General features: G+C 61.0%; 22 protein-coding genes and 1 tRNA gene. 14 read left to right on the top strand and 9 right to left on the bottom strand.

The window, feature by feature from the left end; translation table 11 throughout:
* Positions 1–19: 19 nt before the first annotated feature.
* The 9 genes from der (at position 20) to BN3789_RS06890 (ending at position 10879) form a co-directional block, all read left to right on the top strand.
* Complete coding sequence (der, locus tag BN3789_RS06930) at positions 20–1363, top strand: ribosome biogenesis GTPase Der (protein ID WP_066832069.1); 1344 nt, start codon at positions 20–22, stop codon at positions 1361–1363.
* On the top strand, positions 1363–2076 hold the full coding sequence (plsY, locus tag BN3789_RS06925) for a glycerol-3-phosphate 1-O-acyltransferase PlsY (RefSeq protein ID WP_066832067.1): 714 nt from the start codon (positions 1363–1365) through the stop codon (positions 2074–2076). Before der ends, plsY begins: the two co-directional genes overlap by 1 nt.
* 6 nt (positions 2077–2082) lie before the next feature.
* Entirely contained in the window at positions 2083–3090 is a 1008-nt protein-coding gene (locus BN3789_RS06920; RefSeq protein WP_066832065.1) for an NAD(P)H-dependent glycerol-3-phosphate dehydrogenase, read from the top strand.
* A gap of 12 nt (positions 3091–3102) precedes the next feature.
* A complete protein-coding gene (gene rpe / locus BN3789_RS06915; protein ID WP_066832064.1) occupies positions 3103–3783 on the top strand; it encodes a ribulose-phosphate 3-epimerase in 681 nt (226 codons plus the stop codon).
* A gap of 4 nt (positions 3784–3787) precedes the next feature.
* Entirely contained in the window at positions 3788–4957 is a 1170-nt protein-coding gene (locus BN3789_RS06910) for a cysteine desulfurase family protein (RefSeq protein ID WP_411431529.1), read from the top strand.
* A 5-nt stretch (positions 4958–4962) separates the two neighbouring features.
* Positions 4963–5775 carry a Nif3-like dinuclear metal center hexameric protein gene (locus BN3789_RS06905; protein ID WP_066832574.1) on the top strand — a complete coding sequence of 271 codons (813 nt, stop codon included), beginning with the start codon at positions 4963–4965 and terminating at the stop codon, positions 5773–5775.
* Positions 5772–6488 carry a zinc ribbon domain-containing protein gene (locus BN3789_RS06900; RefSeq protein ID WP_066832062.1) on the top strand — a complete coding sequence of 239 codons (717 nt, stop codon included), beginning with the start codon at positions 5772–5774 and terminating at the stop codon, positions 6486–6488. The genes BN3789_RS06905 and BN3789_RS06900 overlap by 4 nt, the downstream gene beginning before the upstream one ends.
* On the top strand, positions 6488–7687 hold the full coding sequence (gene coaBC, locus BN3789_RS06895) for a bifunctional phosphopantothenoylcysteine decarboxylase/phosphopantothenate--cysteine ligase CoaBC (protein ID WP_411431531.1): 1200 nt from the start codon (positions 6488–6490) through the stop codon (positions 7685–7687). Before BN3789_RS06900 ends, coaBC begins: the two co-directional genes overlap by 1 nt.
* 672 nt (positions 7688–8359) lie before the next feature.
* Complete coding sequence (locus BN3789_RS06890; protein WP_066832058.1) at positions 8360–10879, top strand: S-layer homology domain-containing protein; 2520 nt, start codon at positions 8360–8362, stop codon at positions 10877–10879.
* A 137-nt stretch (positions 10880–11016) separates the two neighbouring features.
* Here BN3789_RS06890 and BN3789_RS06885 read toward each other — a convergent pair whose 3' ends face one another.
* Positions 11017–11784, bottom strand: coding sequence for a hypothetical protein (locus tag BN3789_RS06885; RefSeq protein ID WP_066832056.1), 768 nt, complete (start codon positions 11782–11784; stop codon positions 11017–11019).
* Between the two features lie 493 nt (positions 11785–12277).
* Here BN3789_RS06885 and BN3789_RS06880 point away from each other — a divergent pair.
* The 4 genes from BN3789_RS06880 (at position 12278) to ftsR (ending at position 14707) form a co-directional block, all read left to right on the top strand.
* Positions 12278–12354: transfer RNA gene (locus tag BN3789_RS06880), tRNA-Pro, on the top strand.
* A gap of 261 nt (positions 12355–12615) precedes the next feature.
* Positions 12616–13371 carry a CDP-alcohol phosphatidyltransferase family protein gene (locus tag BN3789_RS06875; RefSeq protein ID WP_066832054.1) on the top strand — a complete coding sequence of 252 codons (756 nt, stop codon included), beginning with the start codon at positions 12616–12618 and terminating at the stop codon, positions 13369–13371.
* 41 nt (positions 13372–13412) lie between these two features.
* Positions 13413–13847 carry an FHA domain-containing protein gene (locus BN3789_RS06870; RefSeq protein ID WP_229254248.1) on the top strand — a complete coding sequence of 145 codons (435 nt, stop codon included), beginning with the start codon at positions 13413–13415 and terminating at the stop codon, positions 13845–13847.
* 2 nt (positions 13848–13849) lie between these two features.
* Positions 13850–14707 carry a transcriptional regulator FtsR gene (ftsR, locus tag BN3789_RS06865; RefSeq protein ID WP_066832052.1) on the top strand — a complete coding sequence of 286 codons (858 nt, stop codon included), beginning with the start codon at positions 13850–13852 and terminating at the stop codon, positions 14705–14707.
* Between the two features lie 47 nt (positions 14708–14754).
* Here ftsR and BN3789_RS06860 read toward each other — a convergent pair whose 3' ends face one another.
* Positions 14755–15366: a DUF1836 domain-containing protein gene (locus BN3789_RS06860; protein WP_229254246.1), complete on the bottom strand. Its 612-nt coding sequence runs from the start codon at positions 15364–15366 to the stop codon at positions 14755–14757.
* A gap of 137 nt (positions 15367–15503) precedes the next feature.
* Between BN3789_RS06860 and BN3789_RS06855 the strand changes: the two genes are divergently transcribed.
* Positions 15504–16376, top strand: coding sequence for a DegV family protein (locus tag BN3789_RS06855; RefSeq protein WP_066832050.1), 873 nt, complete (start codon positions 15504–15506; stop codon positions 16374–16376).
* A 198-nt stretch (positions 16377–16574) separates the two neighbouring features.
* Here BN3789_RS06855 and BN3789_RS06850 read toward each other — a convergent pair whose 3' ends face one another.
* The 7 genes from BN3789_RS06850 to BN3789_RS06825 all read right to left on the bottom strand — a co-directional run bounded on the left by BN3789_RS06850 (position 16575) and on the right by BN3789_RS06825 (position 21216).
* The gene (locus BN3789_RS06850) at positions 16575–16919 is read right to left on the bottom strand and encodes a hypothetical protein (RefSeq protein WP_066832048.1); all 345 of its coding nucleotides are present in this window, start codon (positions 16917–16919) and stop codon (positions 16575–16577) included.
* A 107-nt stretch (positions 16920–17026) separates the two neighbouring features.
* On the bottom strand, positions 17027–17611 hold the full coding sequence (locus tag BN3789_RS12695) for a DUF3592 domain-containing protein (RefSeq protein WP_147569596.1): 585 nt from the start codon (positions 17609–17611) through the stop codon (positions 17027–17029).
* Complete coding sequence (locus tag BN3789_RS06840) at positions 17599–19089, bottom strand: serine hydrolase domain-containing protein (RefSeq protein ID WP_066832044.1); 1491 nt, start codon at positions 19087–19089, stop codon at positions 17599–17601. The genes BN3789_RS12695 and BN3789_RS06840 overlap by 13 nt, the downstream gene beginning before the upstream one ends.
* A gap of 101 nt (positions 19090–19190) precedes the next feature.
* A complete protein-coding gene (locus BN3789_RS13345) occupies positions 19191–19325 on the bottom strand; it encodes a hypothetical protein (protein WP_267872873.1) in 135 nt (44 codons plus the stop codon).
* A gap of 96 nt (positions 19326–19421) precedes the next feature.
* Positions 19422–19697 carry a hypothetical protein gene (locus BN3789_RS06835; RefSeq protein WP_066832042.1) on the bottom strand — a complete coding sequence of 92 codons (276 nt, stop codon included), beginning with the start codon at positions 19695–19697 and terminating at the stop codon, positions 19422–19424.
* A gap of 71 nt (positions 19698–19768) precedes the next feature.
* Complete coding sequence (locus BN3789_RS06830) at positions 19769–20056, bottom strand: hypothetical protein (RefSeq protein ID WP_066832040.1); 288 nt, start codon at positions 20054–20056, stop codon at positions 19769–19771.
* Between the two features lie 215 nt (positions 20057–20271).
* Positions 20272–21216, bottom strand: a complete 945-nt coding sequence (locus BN3789_RS06825; protein ID WP_066832039.1) for an NAD(P)/FAD-dependent oxidoreductase — start codon at positions 21214–21216, stop codon at positions 20272–20274.
* Positions 21217–21304: the final 88 nt, after the last annotated feature.

Raw genomic sequence — 21304 nt, 5'->3', positions numbered from 1 at the left:
GTGTCAAGGAGCAGCACCTATGAAGCCTGTAGTTGCCGTTGTCGGCCGCCCCAACGTCGGCAAGTCGACCCTTGTCAACCGCATAGCCCAGACCTCTGACGCCATCGTGCACGAGAGCCGCGGCGTCACCCGCGATCGCTCCTACTACGACGCCGAGTGGAACGGCCGCGATTTCACCCTCGTCGACACCGGCGGCATCGAGCCCCTCAAGAGCGACGACGTCTTCTCCGTGCCCATTCGCGACCAGGCGCTCGCCGCCGCCGAGGAGGCCTGCGCCGTGCTGTTCGTCGTGGACGGCACCACGGGCGTCACCGAGGAGGACGAATCGGTCGCGCGCATGCTCAAGCGCTCCAAGAAGCCCGTCTTCCTGCTGGTCAACAAGCTCGATAACCCCGATCGCGAGGAGGAACGCCTGTGGGAGTTCTACTCGCTCGGCGTGGGCGACCCGCTGCCCATCTCCGCGCTGCACGGGCACGGAACCGGCGATTTGCTCGACGAGGTCGTCGCCCTGTTCCCCGATGAATCCGAGCTCGAAGACGAGGAGAAGCCCGACAACATGCTCTCCATCGCCATCATCGGCCGTCCGAACGCCGGAAAATCCTCGCTGTTCAACAAGATGATCGGCTCCGACCGCTCCATCGTCTCCGACGTCGCCGGCACCACACGTGACGCCATCGACACGGTCGTCGAACGCTCCGGCACGTTCTACCGCATGGTCGACACCGCCGGTATCCGAAAGAAGAGCACAGTCTACGAGAACATCGAGTACTACTCCATGGTCCGCGGCCTGCGCGCGATTGACCGCGCCGACGTCGCCCTGCTCGTGATCGACTCGTCCACCGGCATGACCGAGCAGGACCAGAAGGTCGCGAACCTCGCCATCGAGCGCGGCTGCGCGCTCGTAATCCTGCTCAACAAGTGGGACCTTCTCACCGACGACAACGCGCGCGAGCACGTCATGGAATCCGTCGACCGCAGGCTGACGCTCGCCCCGTGGGCAAGCGTCCTGCGCATCTCCGCGCTGACCGGCCGCTCGGTCGAGAAGATCTGGGCGCTCGCCGACGCCGCGGCCGCCTCCCGCTCCACGCGCATCACCACCTCCGCGCTCAACAAGCTGCTGACCGACATGCGCGAGTTCGGCCACACCGTCGTGGACGGCAAGCGCCGCCTCCGCATGCACTACGTGACCCAGACCGGCATCGAGCCCCCGACCTTCACGTTCTTCGTTAATCACCCCGACCTGGTGAGCGACTCCTATCGCCGCTATATCGAGAACCGCATGCGCGACGCCTTCGGCTTCAAGGGCACGCCCATCCGCCTGCGCTTCCGCAGCAAGGAGCAGCGCGAGAAGGGGGAGAAGTGATGGGCGGCGTATCGTTCGGTTCCCTCTACCTGCCCGCTGGCGACGAGGCCGCCCTGTTCTCCCTCGTCGCGTGCATGGTCGTCTCCTATTTCATCTGCGGCATCCCCTTCGGCCTCATCTTGGGCCGCTTCATGGGGCATGTGGATATCCGCAAGTCCGGGTCGGGCAACATCGGCACGACGAACGCCCTGCGCGTCGCGGGGCCCAAGGTCGCCGCGGCGACGCTTCTGTTCGACGTGCTCAAGGGCGTCGTGTGCATCAACGCGTCCCGCAGCGTGATCGGCTCGGCGCTCGCCGGCACGGCGTCGCTTGAAGCGGGGGGAGGCGCCGACTGGATGGTCGCGCTCGTGGCGCTCGCCTGCCTGTACGGCCACATCTTCTCTCCCTACCTCAAGTTCCACGGCGGCAAGGGCATCGCGACCGGCGTGGGCATCCTGTTCGGCTTCTTCTGGCCGCTCGCCCTCGTGCACCTCGCCATCTTCATCGTGCTCGTCGCGATCACCAAGTACGTGTCCGTGGGCTCCATCGCGACGGCGGCCGTCGTGCCCGTCACGGTGTATATCGCCTTCCCGTCCATGAGCCCGCTCTCGCTCGCCATCTGGGCGCTTTTGGGCTGGACCGTCGTGTGGGCCCATCGTTCCAACATCAAGAAGCTGCGCGCGGGCAACGAGAACAAGCTCTCGTTTTCGAAGCGCGCCGACAAGAAGGATTAGCTCCTCATGAAGATCACCGTCATCGGTTCCGGTTCCTGGGGCACCGCCATCGCCGGTCAAGCCGCCGCCCACGTCGATGAGGTCTGCGTCTGGTCGTTCGGCGGCGAGGCCGTCGAAGGCATCAACGGGCACCATCGCAACAACATCTACCTGACCGACTACGTGCTTCCCGACAATGTCTGGGCGACCGCGTCCTATGAGGAGGCGATAGGAGGCGCCGACGGGATCATCCTCGCGGTCCCCTCGGCCTTCCTCCGCTCGGTGCTCGAGTGCGCCGCCCCCTTCATCAAGCCCGAAACCCCCGTCCTCACGCTGACCAAGGGCATCGAGGACGGCACCGGCTACCTCATGAGCGAGCTCGTCGCCGACTGCATCGGAGCGCCCGAACGCATCGGCGTGCTCGCCGGACCGAATCACGCCGAGGAGGTCTGCCGCGGCTGCCTTTCCGCCGCCGTGATCGCCGCCGAGGACCCGGCTGTCGCCGAGTTCTTCAAGTCCGTGCTGCTGTCCGACCACTTCCGCATCTATGTCGGCAGCGACCTCATCGGCGTCGAGATGTGCTCCGCCGTCAAGAACGTCATCGCCATCGTCTGCGGCTATCTGGCCGGCATGGGCTATGGCGACAACACGCTCGCGCTCGTCATGACGCGCGGCATCGCCGAGATCAGCCGGCTCGTCCATGCGCGTGGCGGATCCCCGATCACCTGCATGGGCCTCGCCGGGATGGGCGACCTCGTGGTCACCTGCACCTCGCACCACTCGCGCAACCGCACCTTCGGCGAGTCCCTGGCGCACGGCGGCACGCTCGAGGAGTACCAGAAGCGCACGCACATGGTCGTGGAGGGCGCTGCGGCCGCAAAAAGCGTCGCGCAGCTCGCCCGCAACATCGGCGTCGACGCGCCCATCACGTTCGCGCTCGAAAAGGTGCTCTGGCAAGGCGTTTCCAAGGAGACCGTCTTCAACGAGCTCATCGACCGATTCCCGACCGAAGAGTTCTACGGAATGGACGACTAGAAAGGCATGCCCATGCTCGACCGCGTCAAAGTTTCCCCCTCCGTGCTCGCAGCCGATTTCACGCAGCTCCATGCCGAACTCGACCGCTTGAGCGATGCCGACTACATTCATTTCGACGTCATGGACGGGCATTTCGTCCCCAACCACTCGTTCGGCCCCCACATCCTCATGGCCGTCAAGCGCAGCACCGATGCGTTGCTCGACGTCCACCTCATGGTCACGAATCCCGATGAGGTGATCGACTGGTACGTCGACGCCGGCGCCGACATCGTGTCCGTGCACCTCGAGGCTGCCGACGACCTTCCCGCGATCATCAACCGCCTCCACGAGCGCGGCGCCCTCGCCGGCGTGGTCATCAACCCGCCCACGCCCGTGCAGGAGCTCGAGAGCATCATCGACCTCGTCGACATCGTGCTCATCATGAGCGTGAATCCGGGATTCGGGGGGCAGAGCTTCATTGAAGGCACCTACGACAAGGTCCGCGAGCTGCGCCGTATGTGCGAGCGCCACGGCGTCGACCCGCTTATCGAGGTCGATGGCGGCGTGACCCTCTCCAACGCCCGCGCGCTCGGAGAGGCCGGCGCCACGGTCCTGGTTGCGGGATCCGCCGTATTCAAAGCGGAAGATCCCTCGATGATCGTGCGCGAGCTGCGCGAGCTCGGCACCATCGGCATGCAGGCGAGGGAAGGCTGACGCATTGACGACGATCGCAGCCCAACCCGTCAACCTCGATTACGCCGCCTCGACGCCCATGCGCCCCGAGGCGGTTGCCGCCCAAGCGGCCTACGACGCGTCTCCGATCGCGGGCGCGAACCCCAACTCGCTTCATCGCCTGGGCCGCGAGGCCGCCCTGGCCCTTGAGGGTGCGCGGCGCGACCTTGCGCGCACGCTCGGAGCCCGCGTGCGCGCAAGCGAGGTCATCTTCACCGCCGGGGGAACCGAATCCGATCAGCTCGCCCTGCTCGGTATCGCCGAGGGGGCACGCGAGCGCGACCGAGCCCGCACCCGTGTCGTCGTGAGCGCCATCGAACACGACGCGATCCTCGATAACCTGCCGTTGCTGCGCGCGGCGGGGTTTTCCGTCGACCTCGTCAAGCCGACCGCTGCGGGGCGCATCGAGCCCGAGTCCCTCGAGGGGCTGCTCGGACCCGACGTCGCACTCGTCTCGATCATGCTCGCCAACAACGAGACCGGTGTCGTGCAGCCGATCCGCGAGCTTGCACGCGTCGCCCATGCCCATGGCTCCCTGTTCCACACCGATGCCATCCAGGGTTATCTCCACATCCCCTTCGATGTGGCCGACCTTGGGGTCGATGCGCTCAGCATCGCGGGCCACAAGATCGGAGGCCCGGTCTGCACAGGCGCCCTGTACCTCAAGACCCGCACACCCCTGAGGCCCCGCGTCTTCGGCGGGGGGCAGGAATCGGGCCGACGCGCCGGAACGCAGGACGTGCGGTCCGTGCTCGCCCTCGCAGCGGCGGCCTGCGCCGTCTACCCCCATATCGAGGAGGACCGTGCGCGCCTGTCCGCGCTCTCCGATTCGCTCTACGAGCGCCTGTGCGCCCACGGGCGCGTCAAGGCGACGATGGGGGACTGGCGGGCGGTAGACCGCCTTCCGGGCATCGTCTCCGTCACGGTGGACGGAATGGATTCAGAGGAGCTCGTCTTGCATCTCGACGCCGCGGGGTTCGAGGCCTCGGGCGGCTCCGCCTGCTCGAGCGGGAGCCTCGACGCCAGCCATGTGCTGAGCGCCATGGGGATCGCGCGCGAGCGCGCGCTCGGATCCTTGCGGATCTCGTTCGACGACCGCGTGGACCCCGATGACCTGACCCGATTCGCAGACGCCTTCGACGAGCTGATAGGGTGATCGATATGCTGGTACGAGACCTGGAGCGGGCGCTGTTCGACCGCTTCCCCGCGCAGGATGCCGAATCCTGGGACCATGTGGGGCTTTCGGTCGGCGACCCCGAGGCTGCCGTCACGGGAGTCGCGGTGGCCCTCGACGCGACCGAGCGAAACGTGCGCGCGGCCGCCGACAGGGGAGCCAACGTGCTGCTTACGCACCATCCCGTCTACATCAAGGCGCCGGATGCCTTCACGCCCGCAGACGCGATGCGCCCCTCGAGCTCTGCGGCGATCTACACGGCGGCGCGGCTCGGCGTGAGCATCCTGTCCTTCCACACGAACCTCGACCGCTCGCATGAGGTGCGCGAGCTGCTGCCCTCCCTCGTGGGGATGCAGTCCGCCTCCTCTCTTGAGTATCCCGGCGACCCGACCGCACGCGGGCTGGGATCGGTCTGCACGTGCGCTCCGCGCACCTTGGGCGAGCTCGCCGCCGCCTGCGCGGGCGCATTCGGCGGGGCGCCGCGCGTATGGGGCGACCCCGATGTCGCGGTGGAGCGCGTCGCCTTCCTCGGCGGATCTCTCGGCTCGTTCGGGGAGGACGCCATGAGATGGGGCGCCCAGGCTATCGTGTGCGGCGAGGGCGGCTACCATGTCTGCCAGGACCTCGCCATTCGCGGCTGCGGCGTGATCCTGCTCGGCCACGACCGCTCCGAGGACCCGTTTGCCGCTATCTTGATGAACGCCGCGATCTCTGCTGGTGTAGACGACGCGGTACTGCATAGAATAGGTCTTCCGCATCAATGGTGGACCGTATCGACAAAAGAACAGGAGCGCTCATGAGCGTCGGATCAACCCTTCTCAAGCTTCAGGAACTCGACCTTTCCCTCGAGCGCGACCGCAAGGCGCTCGCCGAGATGCCTGAGATCGCCGAGCTCGCCAAGAAGCGCCGCGCCTACCAGAAGCTCAAGGCGGACGCGACGAAGCTCTATGCGCAGCGCAAGGATCTCGAGACCTACCTCAAGGAACTCGACGACCAGGAGATGGACGCCAACGACGACATCCGCATCGCGCAGCGCAACGTCGACTCCTCCGATTACCGTTCCGTCCAGCAGCTCGAACTCGAGCTCTCGGACCTCGCCAAGAAGCTCGAGCGCATCGCCTTCGACCGCAAGGACTACGAGGCCAAGCTCGCCGATCTCAAGAAGAAGGAGGACTACCTCGCCGAGTACACGGCGAAGTTCGAGGCATCCGTGATCGCCGACACCAAGCGCGCACGCGAGAAGGCGGGATCCCTCAAGGACGCCATCGAGGCCTCCGAGCGCCAGCGCGCCTCGCTGCTGCACACGCTCGACGCCGGGACCCGTTCCTCCTATGAGGCTGCCGCGAAGCGCTTCCGCGGCCTGGGCGTCGAGCGTCTCGAGGGAAACGTTCCTACCGTCTGCCGCATGACGCTGCAGGCATCGTCCCTGGACGCGCTCAAGCATGCTGGCGATGTCGCCGAGTGCCCCTACTGCCACCGCATCCTCATCCTGAGCGAAGACGGTGACGAATGATGGCCGAAGCGACAGCTCAGCCCTGCATCCTGCTCTGCGTGACGGGATGCATCGCGGCGTATAAATCCTGCGAGATCACCCGACAGCTGCAGAAGCGCGGTATGCGCGTGAAGGTCCTCATGACCGAGCACGCCACGAAGTTCGTGGGACCCACGACGTTTCGCGCCCTCACGCACGAGAAGGTCGCCGTCGGCCTGTTCGACGACCCCGAGGACCCCATCCATCACATCTCGCTCGCCCAGGAGGCCGACCTCGTGCTCGTGGCACCCGCGACGGCCAACATCATCGCCAAGATGGCCCACGGCATCGCCGACGACCTTATGTCCACGACGCTGCTCGCCACCCGCGCACCCATCGTCGTGGCGCCTGCCATGAACGTCGGGATGTGGGAGGCGAGCGCCACGCAGGAAAACGTCGAGGTACTCCGTCGGCGCGGTGTGCACGTCATAGCTCCGGACTCCGGGTATCTCGCCTGCGGCGATGTCGGGGGAGGCCGCCTGCCTGAGCCTTCGCACATAGCTGATATGGTGGAAGCCGTCCTCGGGGCACACGGCTCCCTGGCGGGCAAGCGCGTACTCATCACGGCGGGCGGCACCCATGAGGCGATCGATCCAGTGCGCTATATCGGTAACCGCTCGAGCGGCAAGATGGGTGTGGCCCTGGCGCGCGCCGCGGTGAACCTGGGTGCCGAGGTGACCCTGGTGCTCGGCCCCGCAACCGCCGCCGTCCCGGCATCGGTTCCCACCGTGCGCGTAGAGTGTGCCGCGCAGATGCTCGAGGCGGCCCGTTGCGCCTTCGAGGATGCCGATATCGCGATCTGCGCTGCAGCCGTCGCCGACTACACCCCGGTCCATCCCGCCGACCACAAGCTCAAGAAGGCATACGAACGGCTCGATGTCGTCGAGCTGACCGAGACGGAAGACATCCTCGCCACGCTTGCAGCGAACAAGGGGGAGCGCATCGTTATCGGCTTTGCCGCGGAGACGGACAACGTCGTCGCCTATGCCCAAGACAAGCTCGCCCGCAAGGACTGCGACGCCATCGTCGCCAACGACGTTAGCCGTGCGGACTCAGGCTTCGGTACCGACACGAACAAAGCCTGGTGGATCACAAGGGGAACGATCGAGGAGCTGCCTTGCATGAGCAAAGACGACCTCGCCCGGAAGATCCTGCTCAACGCGTGCGATTTAGGCGCCTGATTTGAATGGTTTCTTAGCATGAGATCGGGTATAGTGCCGGTATTCTCGGCACTATACCCTATTTTTTGCATATATTGTTTAATTGTTTGTATTTTACTCTTTCGCATCAATAGAAATTTGACTTATGGGTACATCTAACTGACTCAGTCCAGTATACCGTCTTTTCAATAACTTATTACGTGTATTCCAGTGTGTTATACATTGTTCCAATACAGGTCTACTCTGCGGACGCTCATATTTGTACCCAAAAGTCCATTTTTCTTTTCCGCCAGCGCCTTAGCGTCATCCCCGCATCGATTTTCGGCTCGTTCCGTACGAAATACCCAACAGCAAGCCCATCTGATGTCGTTGCGACTCCGATTAGCCCGTGATGACCACGCCCTCGCACGAACAAGACTTACATTTCCTCACCGTTATTGCGTTACGACTTACCTCCGAGCGGTGCCAGATTCAAAGAGAAGCTAACAACCCGCTGCGATATGTCCTTCCGATCCCCGCACCAGCGCCATCACAACTGCGCGGTACCGTTTGCCGAATTCCCCATCCCGTTCATTCTCTATTTCCCGCATCCATTCGGCCGTCTTATGGCGCCCGCCACGCGCCATGGGATACTAATCGGCATACATGCCGGATGCGGGATGGCCGGCAGGGGAGCCAGGAAAGGATTCGCAAATGCTGCATTTGAACGGCGCATGGCGCGACCAAACGAAGAGCCTGATCGTACGCGGCGCGCTCGCGCTCGGCATCGCGACGACAGCGCTGGGCGCCATGGCGGCGCCGGCCCGCGCGCTCGACATAGACGACCTCGGCTACGCGAAAGCCCACGAGGTGTACAACTTCACCTCCGAAAACTCGACCATCCGCCTTCAGACGGCATCCGAGGTCCTGCCCGACACGTTCGACCTGCGCGACCGCGGCGTGGTGACGCCGGTCAAGCTCCAGAACCCCTGGGGCACCTGCTGGGGATTCGCCGCCATCGCCGCCTCCGAGACGAGTCTGCTCTCCGAGCTGGGAACCACCTATGTGGACACCGGCCTCGACTTCTCCGAGCGCCACCTTGCCTACTTCATGGCCACTCACCTACCGGACGATGACGCGACAGATGAGAGCTACGATGGCCAGGGTGGGGAGGGCGGATACAACGCGCTGACCGAGACCGAAGACGTTCCCAACCCGGAGTTTGCCGAGCAGACCCTGGGGTACCCACTTGAGAACGCGGTTTACAACTACGGTGGCTACGTCGCCTATGCGACCTCGCTATTCTCCAGTGGCATCGGGCCCGTCGAAGAATGGATGGCTCCCTACAGGAACGACGAGGGCATCGTCTATGATGACATGTTCTGGTCGCCGGCAGGCACCTGGACGCTTGACGAAGCCCTGCGCGCAGGATCGTCCGCCGCTCTCGAGGAGTCGTTCATCCTGCCCTCGCCCGCAACGTTCGACGAGAACGACGCCTATGTGTACGACGAGAACGCGACGACCGCCATCAAAGAGCAGATCTTTGAAGGACGCGCCGTCTCGATCTCGTTCTGCGCCGACGCGTCCAAGCCCGGCGAGGTCTCCGAGGACGCCTACATCAACACCGAAACGTGGGCGCACTACACCTACCACCCGGCCATGACAAACCACGCCGTGACCATCGTGGGCTGGGACGACAGCTATTCCAAGGAGAACTTCAATGCCGAGCACCAGCCGCCGGCAGACGGCGCCTGGATCGTGAAGAACAGCTGGGGTGCCGAAAGCAACGAGTTCCCCAACAAATCCAACTTCGGCGACGACGGCTATTTCTATCTGTCCTACTACGACCAGAGCATCTCAGTTATCGAGGCGTTCGACTACGATGTGGATGGCCGGGAGACCGACAAGAACGGCACCTACATCGTCAACCAATACGACTACATGCCAACGAATATATCCCTCAATGATATGTACGAGGATATCGCCCACACGGCAAACGTTTTCACGGCGGAGGACGGCCAAAGGCTCACAAGCCTGTCCTGCGAGACGGCGCAACCTGGCACGACGGTGACCTACGAGGTCTACCGCTTGGCCGACGGCGCCACCGATCCGACGGACGGCGAGCTGCTCACCCGCTTCGAGGCGAGCTACGAGTACGGCGGCTACCATCTAGAAAAGATCCCCGCTCAAGACCGTGGGAAGATGGGCTTCGGCAAAGGTGGCCGCTTCTCGGTTGTCGTTACGATGCGGCTTGCCGACGACACGTATGGCATCCTGTTCCAGGGCTCGCCGGGCAGACAGCTTCGCGACCTCGAGCTTAACGAGCTACGCATCGTCGAGGATCAGACGCACGCCATCAAAGACATGGTTATCGAGACCATGCGCTCCGAATACCTCGAGACGCATCCGGTGGCGACGGATGCTGAGGTCTCCGAGTACCTGGCTTCTCAGGAGCAGGCTATCGCCGATAACGTCGAATCGGTCATCCAGGCGCAGGTGCCCATCTTCTTCCGCTCAGTCGTCAACGAAGGCGAAAGCTACCTGTACACCGACGGTGCATGGTCCGACCTGGTCGATAAGCTTGCAAGCGACTACCTTCCGATGAGCGACGCGCTCGCCTACGACAACTTCTCGATCAAGGCCTACGCCGACCCATTCGACCACATCTTCACAGACGTGCCCGCTGACGAGTGGTACAGCGCCTGTATCGAGCGCGCTGCGGACCTCGGACTCATGGGCGGCTATGGGGATGGCACGTTCGGCCCGAACGACACGCTCGTTCGCGAGCAGGCGGCACAGGTCATGTGGAACCTTCTGGGTGAAGACGACACAGACGCGGCTGCAACAGAGCATGTCGACGTCGACCAGGGCGCCTGGTACGCCGACGCGGTCAACTGGGCGGTGGCCAACGATGTCATGGAGGGATACAGCGCATCCGACGCTTTCGGCGTGGGCGACGCGCTCACCCGCGAGCAGTTCTGCTCGGTGCTCGCCAAGGCTGTGGGCGCCGACCTCGACGCCCAGTCGACCGAGATCCTCAACGAGTTCCCCGATGCCGACGGCATCTCCGCATGGGCACGCGCAGCCGTGGCATGGGCGGTCGACAACGGCGTCATCGACGGGATGGAGACCGAGGGGGGTCGCGAACTCCAGGCGGCCCGCGCGATGACCCGCGCCGAGATGGCCAAGGTGATGGTCGCCGCCCTCGACGCAGGCATCTTCGCCGAGGGGTAACGTTCCCATCGGGGATTCCTTGGACGAGAATGAGCCGCGCATCCGAATAGATGCGCGGCCATATCCTCTAGATCAAAACTTTTTTGAAACAATGCTCTTTTGCACAGTGTGGATAGATTTGACTCCATATATGCCGCCTAGCTGCGGCCTCCTCCATAGAAGTCCCGGTACCTCAGCGTACCGGGGCACTCCATGGCGCGACCGAGCACCATCGCGGCCTTCTCCATGGCGCCTGACGGCGGGTTGGCGATGACGCTGAACAGGTCGAGCCATCCCTTCAGGTCGGCGCGGTCGAAGCCCTTGTGGGCGTCCAGGAACGACTTCAGCAGGAAGTGCAGCCGGTTCACGTCCGCCAGCGGGTTCTCCCGGTCGGGCAGGCTCTTCAGCCGCCTCGAGTCGTACTCGACGCTGGCGAGCCCGAGCTCGCGGACCAGGGCGCGGTGGGACTTCTCCTTGTCGTGCAGGAGCGTCGAGCCCCGCGCGACGTGGCCCGAGTAGGCCGCGAGCGCCCTCCGCGCGCTCGGCTTGCCCCGTCCGCACGGCTCGAAGGCGGACCGGCCCCGGCCGTCGGTCGCGACCGCGATGCACAGCTTGTTGCGCGACAGGCCCCGCTTGAGGGAGCCGTCGGCGTTGCGCTCGGCCTCCGCCGCGGGGACCGGGTAGTACGTCTCGTCAATCTGGACGCGCCCGGAGAGGACGGTGCCGTCCTGGATCCCGTCGAGCACGAGGAAGAGCTTGGCGAGCCACCAGGGCGGGGTGGTCGGCGACCTGCGGTTCGAGCGGGCTATCTCGCGGACGCTGTCGAAGGAGAGCAGCTGGATGACGAACTCGCACCAATCCGAGACCGGCACCTTGCGCCCCTCGAAGATGGTCCCCGTGCCGCTCGTGATCGTCCTGCACGACACGGGGCCCAGCGCCTGACGCCGCGCGAGTCGAAACCGTCGCGCACGATGTCGGGCGACGCGCACCGCGGGCAGGATGCCCGCTCGTACCCGTTGAGGAACTCCGCGTCCCCGGCGGTCGGGGCGTGCCTGGCGGCGTAGGCCTCGCGGTGGGCCCGGGCGACGAGCGCCTGGGCGGGCGTGACGTCCGATTCGGGGACGCCGTCCCACGGCGTCGCGGACGCCGAGGGCATCTTCTTCCTTGCGCGCATGGTGGTGGTCCGATCCCGTCCCGCGGGATGCCGCGCGATCCGGACCACCACGTCGCGAGAGCGCGGCACCCCGCGGGACGCTCTCGCGGGCGTGCTATGTCATCTCGGATTATACGACCGAGGCAGTCGGGACGGCGAATCTATCCACACTGTGCAAAAGATCATTTTTTTTGAAAAAGGTACTTGCATTGAACCGAAGAAGTGAGTAAAGTACTCCTTGCTGTCAGCGAGACAGCGCATTGCTTCGGGACGTGGCGCAGCTTGGTAGCGCACTTGACTGGGGGTCAAGGGGTCGCTGGTTCGAATCCAGTCGTCCCGACCAGAAGCTTCAAGGCCAGGGCTTTCGCCTTGGCCTTTTCGTTATCAATTCAGCATAATTGACGTCACGATCTTGGCAGCTTTCCGGGAAACCGGTAATACCGTTCTTCATGTACCCATACCCCGGCGAACGCGTCCCGTCATGCAAGGAGAGGGCTACAAGCCCGTGGGTCTATGGGCCTTTTGCATGTTCTTCTGTTAGACAAAGGCGGTTCGGGTATCATTCCTCTAGTTGAGTGCAGGAGTACCATGACGGGGGAGAGACGTGAGCCTCAAGAAAAAGATCAAGAAGGAGCTCATCGGAACATCCGACTACCCTTCGAATAAGATCTTCACGATCTCCAACTTCATCACCTTCACGCGCCTGGTCCTCACCTTCGTTTTCCTGTACCTGTTCATCACGAACGAGAACCGCTACATCGCTCTTATCATCTATGCCGTCGCCGCCTCGACCGACTGGCTTGACGGGCAGATCGCCCGCATGACCAAGACGGTCAGCTGGCTCGGCAAGATGATGGATCCCGTAGTCGACCGCGCCTTGCTGTTCACAGGCGTCTTGGGCCTTGTTGGCAGGGGAGAGCTTCCCATCTGGGTCTGCATCCTCATCATCGGGCGCGACGTGTACCTCGCGGGCGGAAACCTCATCGTCCACCGCTACCATCGTCGCCCCATCGACGTGGTCTACACCGGCAAGATCGCAACCGCGCTGCTCATGAGCGGTTTTTCCCTCATGTTGCTCGGCCTGCCCGTGGTCGAGGGACCTCAACTGTTCGATGCATCGGTCACCGCGTTCCCCGGCCTGAATGGACAGCCCGTGCCGCTCGGCATCTTCTTCGTCTACGCCGGCTGCGTGTTCTCGCTGATAACCGCCGTCCTGTACACCATCAAGGGCGCGTTCGCGATCAGGCACGCGCTGCAGCACCCCGAGGAAGAGGACATCGATTTCCTGAACCCCGAGATTGATGACTCCGATGAACCGTATGGCGCTGAGGTCGCGCACGGCTCCGGTGGGGTAGAATAGGAAAAGTATTGACCGTTTACTCGATGACGTAGGGAGAAACTATGTCTGATATGATGCGCACTCCGTTTGGTCTCGACCAATCCGGAGATTCGACCTGCGTCTTCCGTATGCCCGTCGATGATGCGACCGTGCCCGACCTCATGAAGAACGTGCAGGCCAACACGCCGGTTCTCACGATCATCAAGGGGCCTCAGACGGGTAACACCTTCGAGCTCGAGGGTGCAGAGACCACCATCGGTCGCGACCCGTCCAACGGCATCTTCCTGAACGACATGACCGTATCGCGCGCCCACGCCAAGATCATCCGCAATGCCGCCGGCGTCCTGATCGAGGACCTCGGTTCGCTCAACGGCACTTGGGTCGATGGCGCCATCGTCAACTCCGCGCCGCTTCATGACGGCTCCTCGGTTCAGATCGGCACGTTCACGCTGATCTACCATGAAAGCCAGACGGAGCGCATCGAAACCGGTGAGTAGCGGTGGCTGAGCGCAGTTACCTCAGCATCGGCCAGGTCGTCAACTATCTTCGTGGCGCGTATCCCGACCTCTCGAATTCCAAGATCCGCTTCTTGGAGGACGAGGGGCTCATCACGCCGCACCGTACTCCCAAGGGCTATCGCCAGTACTCCAAAGAGGATGTCGACCGCCTGGAGGTCATCTTGCATCTCCAGAAGACCCGCTACATGCCGCTGAACGTCATCAAGCAGAAGCTGGACAGCGCCACCGACCTCTCGACGCTTGCCTACGAGGTCGGCCTGCTGTCCGATCTTCCCATGAAGTCGGAGCCTCGTGAGACCCAGCAGAAGCTCCACCCGATCGAAGACATCCCCGACCTCCTCGGGGTCGAGATCTCCTTCATCCGGGCGCTCGCCGACAACGACCTGATCCGACTCATCCGCAGCCCGCAGAACCGTGAGCTCGTCGACGGTCGCGACTTCAAGATCATCCGCCTGTGCTCCGAGCTTAACAGGTTCCATATCGAGCCGCGCAACCTTCGCCAGTACGTGGTGTCCGCTAACCGCGAGTCCTCGATGTTCGAGCAGGTGCTCATCAGCATGATCAGCTCGGACGACTCCGATGACGAGCGCAACAAGAAGCTCGAGCGAGCGTTCAACAAGCTGCACGACCTGACCGACGGCGTGCACACCGCGCTGCTCAAAAACCGCGTGTTCGAGTCGCTGAACGCTGTGGTCGAGGACGCAGACCTCGACTCCATCGACGACGAGATCACGCGCGCAGAAGCCGCCAAGCAGGCCGAATCGGCCTCGACGCAGGCGAGCTCCACGGGCGTCAAGCCGCTGCCCCAGCGGCGCGCCACGAGAAAGCCCAGAGCATAAAGCCCGTTTTTGGCCTCGAAGACCATCGCGTCCTCGGGGCCTTCTTTTTAGCCTTCATACCCCGCAAAAGCCAGATAGCTCATCAGAAACACCTTCGACGCGAAAGCCGCGGCAGCGCTGCGCACCAGCAGCGACTCGCGCGTCACGAGCGACGCCGTGTCCCTGCGCATGCCGTCGTGACGTGAAAACGCGCTATCCACCGCGTTGTTGATCTCCGCGGACACGTAGTCGAACGCGACATCGATCGGATAAGTGACCTTCTGGATGCGGAACAGGCGAGCGATGGCATCGATCGGCAGAAACTGCTTGAAGATGCAGATCGTAAGCAGGCGGGCGATCTGCTCGCGCCCGTACAGCTTTTTGACCGGGGCGGGAACGAGCCGCTGCTTCACATAGTTGTTGACCATGGAGGGCGTGAGCCAGGGACCGTCGGAACAGCCCGAGAGGGGACCGAGCACCTGCTCGATGTACTCGATGACCTGGTCGCGATACAACTCGACGTTGGGAAGCTCATCGTAGCGGGGCATATGGAAATGCTTTGCAGCGCATGCGACGTCAGACGTCAAAAACGCATCGGGGAGAACCGTCGGCGACACATCCTGCTGCGTGATGCGCTCAGACGAGTCTAACATGGGAATGATCGTGACGTGCTGCTCCATAGAGCGCCCCCAATCTTACTGTTTTCTAGAAGTATAGCGACTCACATGGTCTTTACGACCGAACAACCTAGTTTTCAAAACTATGAGGAGGGGAGTGCCCTATACTGGAGGGGCAGGAGCTATCGAAAGGATGTCTCATGACTTGGGCGATCGTCGCTGACTCGAGTTGCAACCTCAGGGGCTGGAAGCCATCGGCTCCTGATACCACGTTCACGTCCGTTCCGCTGACCATCCATGTCGGCGGCGAGGAGTTCGTCGATGACGAGCAGCTCGATGTATCCGAACTCAACCGCAAGGTTGCCGAATCCAACGAGTCGTCATCCAGTTCCTGCCCAAGCGTCGGCGTGTGGGCCGAGGAGTTCCGCCGTGCCGACAACGTCATCGCCATCACGATCTCGGCAAACCTTTCCGGCAGCTACGAGGCGGCCTCGACGGCGCGCAACATCGTGCTCGACGAGTACACGCGCGAGCATGCGGGCATCATCTCGGGCAAGAACATCTACATCCTCAACTCGCGTGCCACCGGCGGCAAGATGGAACTCATCGTCGATCTGCTCGATCGGTACCTGAGCCATCACACGCCGACATTCGAGGAGGTCGTCGAGTATCTCGAGCGCCTGGATGCGTACTCGACGGTGCTCTTTTCGCTATCAAGCTATGACAACCTCGTCAAAAGCGGCCGCATGCCGCGTCTCGCAGGATCGATCGCAAGCAAGCTCAACATACGGATGCTCGGGACCGCGAGCGCCGAGGGTACGATCAAGATCGTAGGTCCGACACGCGGCGAGAAGAAGACGTACCGCAAGACCGTCGAGTGCATGGCGCAAGACGGCTTCCACGGCGGTCTGGTCTACATCGATCACGTGGACAACGAGCGCGCCGCGCTCGAGCTGAAGAACGCGATCCAGGAGTCCTGGCCACAGGCTGAGGTCAAGATCCTTCCGTGCGGCGGGCTGTGCTCGTATTACGCAGAGGAATCCGGCCTGATCATCGGCTACGAGTGGGCGTAAGCCCGAAGAGCGATAGGCCTCGTGCACCCGAAGGGGGATGCACGAGGCCTATTTCAGTTTCTATCTAGTTGACATAACATATATTATCAGAAGTTCATAACGAACAAGGGGAGTCGGGCGCGGAAAAGCCCTGCAGCCTGGCCAACCATGCGTCGAATCCGCACGGTCATCAGGCCGACCAGAATATTCTTACTCGAACTAATCTGACCAAAAAAATTTTGATTGGTTCGAAGTATTCTCGATAAAATTGGAATTATTGTCCGCATTAAGGCCACATCCAAAGATTGCTTGGATGTGGCCTTTTGCCGTCTCGATAAACTGTTGAAGTCTATCTGACATGGTTTGTTTCGTCCGGTTGATCTTTGCTAGATCATCTTTAATGGGCTCCAGTATCTGATCATATGGCGCTCGGAACTGAGGCTCAATCTTTAACTCATCATCTTCTGCGTTGCTCACATAGATTTTCTTGAAGATAGCCTGGTTGAGAAGGCGCTTAGTAGCGTTATCGGCATTGCGATAATACTTTCCGCAATCCTCAATCATGTCCAGGCTTAGCTGAAGATTTTCTGTGAGCCCCTCAAAAGTAGTATTGTGGATGCGGATTTCGTGCTCAATCGCTGCCAGTTCTTTGGCGATCTTCTGAGAGGACTTTATGGTTCCCTCCTCTTTTTATAATGCTGGAAAAGGGCATATAGCCCCAGCAGCCCAAAAACAGCCAGCGTGATTTTTATCCCTGCCAACATACACCATACTCCGGCAATAAACAGCGCAATAATGGTTGCCACTAGTTTGCCCATGATCTGCTCCCTTTTATCCGGATCGCGGATAAGCTTTGTCAATATCAGGAAAATCAGCAGGAGCACGGATACTGCAGAACCAAACAGGAAAAAGGCAATGCCCAGCTTATAGCTCACGGAAACGCCGTATCCTTCTACATTGACTACATCTGTTTGTATCGGGTTATATCGGATATCTATTTGTTCCCCAACTTCAAATGGGCGGCTGGATGTCCATACGTTCCCAATCCCTGTGCAGAGGCTGCCCTTCGTTGTTTTATAGCGGACGATTGGCGCATAGAAATATCGGAAGGAATCATCAGCATCTCCCATCCTGCTTTCGTATCCCACAACCTTGCCTGTTGTGGTGCCAGTATAACCGGCCTCTTCTTGATGGGCTGAATAGAGAATCCCTCCACCGATGAGCATAAAACCAACTGTAAAAATCAGGATGAACAATCCGGCGCATAGCCGGAGGATCCATGGCCTCCTCCGGAGACTTGTCTTGTTCGTATTGTCTTCTTGTGCGCCCATAGAATCCCTCCCTTTAGAAAGCCTACGGCCAGAAGCAGTACAGCAGAAACAATAATGGTCAAGAAAACGTCAGGAACAAAAGCCTGAACGACCCAGAGGGGAATTTTCAACAATACTGGAACAGCCATCAGCAGGAAGGCGGGTAAAAGAAAATGCAAGCCAATCAAAGAGTACACTCCCGGCAATTTGTTGCCGCGCAGTAGCAGTACGCGTTCCCGGTATTTGGAAAGTCGGCATAACGGAATGATTGCTACTGTCAGTACAGCCAACATAGTCAGGTTGAGCCAGAGATGGTTCAGGGCATACGTGCTGCCCGATATTTCATTTGGCGCATCCCCCAGGAGCATGAGCGCCACGCCCCACCCCAGCGAATCTATCATGGCGTTTGCTGCAAAATAATCGTTTACATTGGCCGTAACAGCCATCGCAAGGCTGCTTTCCGGCAGCAGAAAGATGCAGGCGTTCCCGGTTTCGACAAGGCCGTTGTGCTGCAGAACCGGCTCAGAAAGAGGAGCCTCGATACGCGTCCACCCGTACCCGTACCAATAAGGGATGTCGCCATCCACATAGATGGTATCCCCATAAAACATCGTATCGATGCTGGATTCTGAAAGAATGCCGCTTCCTCTATTCAGATACATCTGTAGGTATTTCCCCAAGTCTTCTGTGGAGGATGAGATGTAACCGGCAGGGACGGTAATCCAGTCATCCTTGGAGGAAGGATATTTGTGGCTTGTTTTGATGTTGAAGCCCCAATAGTTTGTATAGCCATCAATCAGACCTTTTTTCTCGCTTTCGTCCTGCGTAGCGGCAGTATGGGAAAGCTGCAGCGGCTCGAAGAGATTCTCCGTTATGTAATAACTGAACGATTCACCACTGACAGCCTCGATTATTTCGCCAAGCAGGGAATAATTTACATTGGCGTAATGATGCACACCCTGCTCGTTCACGATCTTATAATTTTCTAAGGTCTGGTACTGGCCAAGACCGCTTGTATGATTCAGCAGTTGGCTCACTGAAATCCTGTCACCATCGGTTGCACCCGGCAGATATGCGGAGACAGGTGCATTCAGGTCAACTTTCCCCTGCTCAACCAGCTGCATGATGCAGACGGCGGTAAAGGATTTACTGACCGAACCCAGATAAAAAGGCGTTTCGCTGCTTTCGCAGTCTCCATAATTCCCGGAAAATAGTACCGCATCTTTGTTTGCAATCGTCACGGACATTCCGGGAATATGGGCATTGTCTACGGCGGATCGCAGATAGTCATCAATCTCACGGTAATCAACAGTATTTTTCTGGTATCCATCCTGAGCATAGACGGGCTGTGCCGCTATCAAAATACTCAGGCAGCAAAAAACACAGAAACACAAGAGTAATGCTATCGTTCGTTTCTTCAACATAAGCTATTATCGACCTCCTCCTATATTTAACATGTATCTGGCGTGAATTTAACAAATGGCCGTTCCCAGTACTCCTGAAAACGGCCTATTTGAGAAAGACTTTATTCTATTGATCCAACCACGGTGGTTTTCTTGAAAACCAGAATACCTTTAGAAGAAGGCATGATTGAGCAGGAGATCAGTTCAAACCCTTCCCGCTCCATTTTGTTGGCCGCCTCTTCCACTTTTGCGGCCATGTCTTTCACCTTGGGGGAATACTTTATTACCACTGTTTTGTACATTGTATTTACCTCCGATCTGCCCGGGAGCCTCTGAGGCGTGTTGATAATGTCTTAAGCCTTGGAGGCGTACGCCCCGGCGGTCGGGAACCTGCTGAAGCAGCCGGCCTCGGTCGCCAGGCAGAAGGCGGTGACGGCGTCGACGCCCTTGATGCACGAGAGCGCCTCCGCCACGGGGCGCCACCGCTCGGAGCGGGCCTCGGCGAGCACCCGCCTCTCGAGGGCGCGCTTGTCGGACTCGGCGCAGCGGACGCAGGTGACGTAGTGGTCGCACGCGGAGGCCGCGGCGGGCTCGGCGGGCCTGAGCGAAGGGAGTAAAGAGGTGAGCACTGCAGATCGGTCTGACTGACGATAGTAGGTATACCTTCTCGCGCGGACATATTTCTGTCTCTTATTCTCATCTAGCTGTGTATCAGATACTTCTTCTCGGCCGCCGGCTTCTGCATCCTCGACACCGCGCCGAGGACGCAGTCGACGCCCAGCGCCCGGAGCTCGCGGCACAGCGCGAAGCCCGTCGGGCCGCTCTCGTAGACGGCCCTGGGCTCGTCGAACCCCTTGATCCAGGCGGCGATCTCGCCGGCGTCGGTCCCGAAGGACCTCTGCACCACCTCGCCGGCGAACGGGTCGAAGGCGCATGCCGACACGGAGCGCGCGTGTACGTCGAGCCCGATGGAGGTAACATGGGTCATGGGGAGCCTCCTCCCATGCGTGCGGTACGGCGGGTACCGCGAGGTGACGATACAACACCATTGTTCCCGCCCAGCCCGCGACCCTGCATGCCGCGGGGAGGCTTTCCCCTCAATGGCTTTCTCATATCGTCTTCCTTAAGATAGCGTGGTAATTGTTCAAGTTGCATTCCGATAGTCCGCAGAAACCAACCAGACCATCACGGCGCCGGGTGAACCTAACCCCGAAGCTCCCGAACGTACGCATAGGCCGCCGACCCGGCGATGGCTCCATCTGCCGCCGCGGTCACAACCTGACGAAGCTTCTTCGAGCGCATATCGCCGGCACAGTACAACCCGGGCGTCTTGGTCGCCATGGTCTCATCGGTGACGACACCGCCGTCTTGCGCGATCTCAACCATAGGACGCACCAGATCGACTACCGGGTCGTTTCCCGCGAACACGAAGATGCCGACCGAGCCCTCGGGATACTCTTCGACATAGGTCTCACCCGACACGTTGTCCCTGAACGCGATTCGGGAGATCAGGTGCCCGCCTTCGACGGAATCTATCGAAGTCGAGTACTTAACGGAAACGTTGTCGCAGGCCAACAGCTTGTCGACTCGTCCCTGAGGCGCGCGGAACTCGTCACGACGCAGGACCATCACGACCTCGTTCGCGATATGCGCGAGATACAGGCCCTCCTCGCTCGCGGAATTGCCGCCACCGACCACGAACACCTTCTTGTTGCGGTAGAACATGCCGTCGCACGTTGCGCAATAAGAGACTCCGCGGCCGCGGAACGTATCCTCACCCGTGAACCCGGCGGTACGCGGGACCGCTCCAGTGGCCATAATCAGAACCGGTGCGGCATACGTCTCGAAATCGGTCTTGACGGTGAAGACGCCGTCCTCGTCGCGATCCACGGCGAGCACCATCGCATAGGCGACTTCGACACCCGCCGACTCAGCATGATCGAGCATCTTCTGCCCGAGCTCAGCGCCAGTGATGTTCGGGATACCCGGATAGTTGTCGACGATATCCGTCGTCGCGATCTGCCCGCCCGGCATACCCTGCTCGATCACGAGCACCTGCAGGCTGGCGCGTGCAGCATAGAGTCCTGCGGCGCTTCCCGCAGGGCCTCCGCCGATGACGATGGCATCAAATTCACGAGCAGAATCCATGAAATCCTCCTTCAACGGTCACTCGGTCTCCTCATACCCCAAGTTTTTATGTACAAACATGATACAAGGTATTGTCTATCAACCATAC

The sequence above is a fragment of the Collinsella ihumii genome (assembly GCF_900046475.1).
GTDB classification, from domain to species: Bacteria; Actinomycetota; Coriobacteriia; order Coriobacteriales; family Coriobacteriaceae; genus Collinsella; species Collinsella ihumii.
This window is presented reverse-complemented; position numbering and strand designations above follow the sequence as displayed.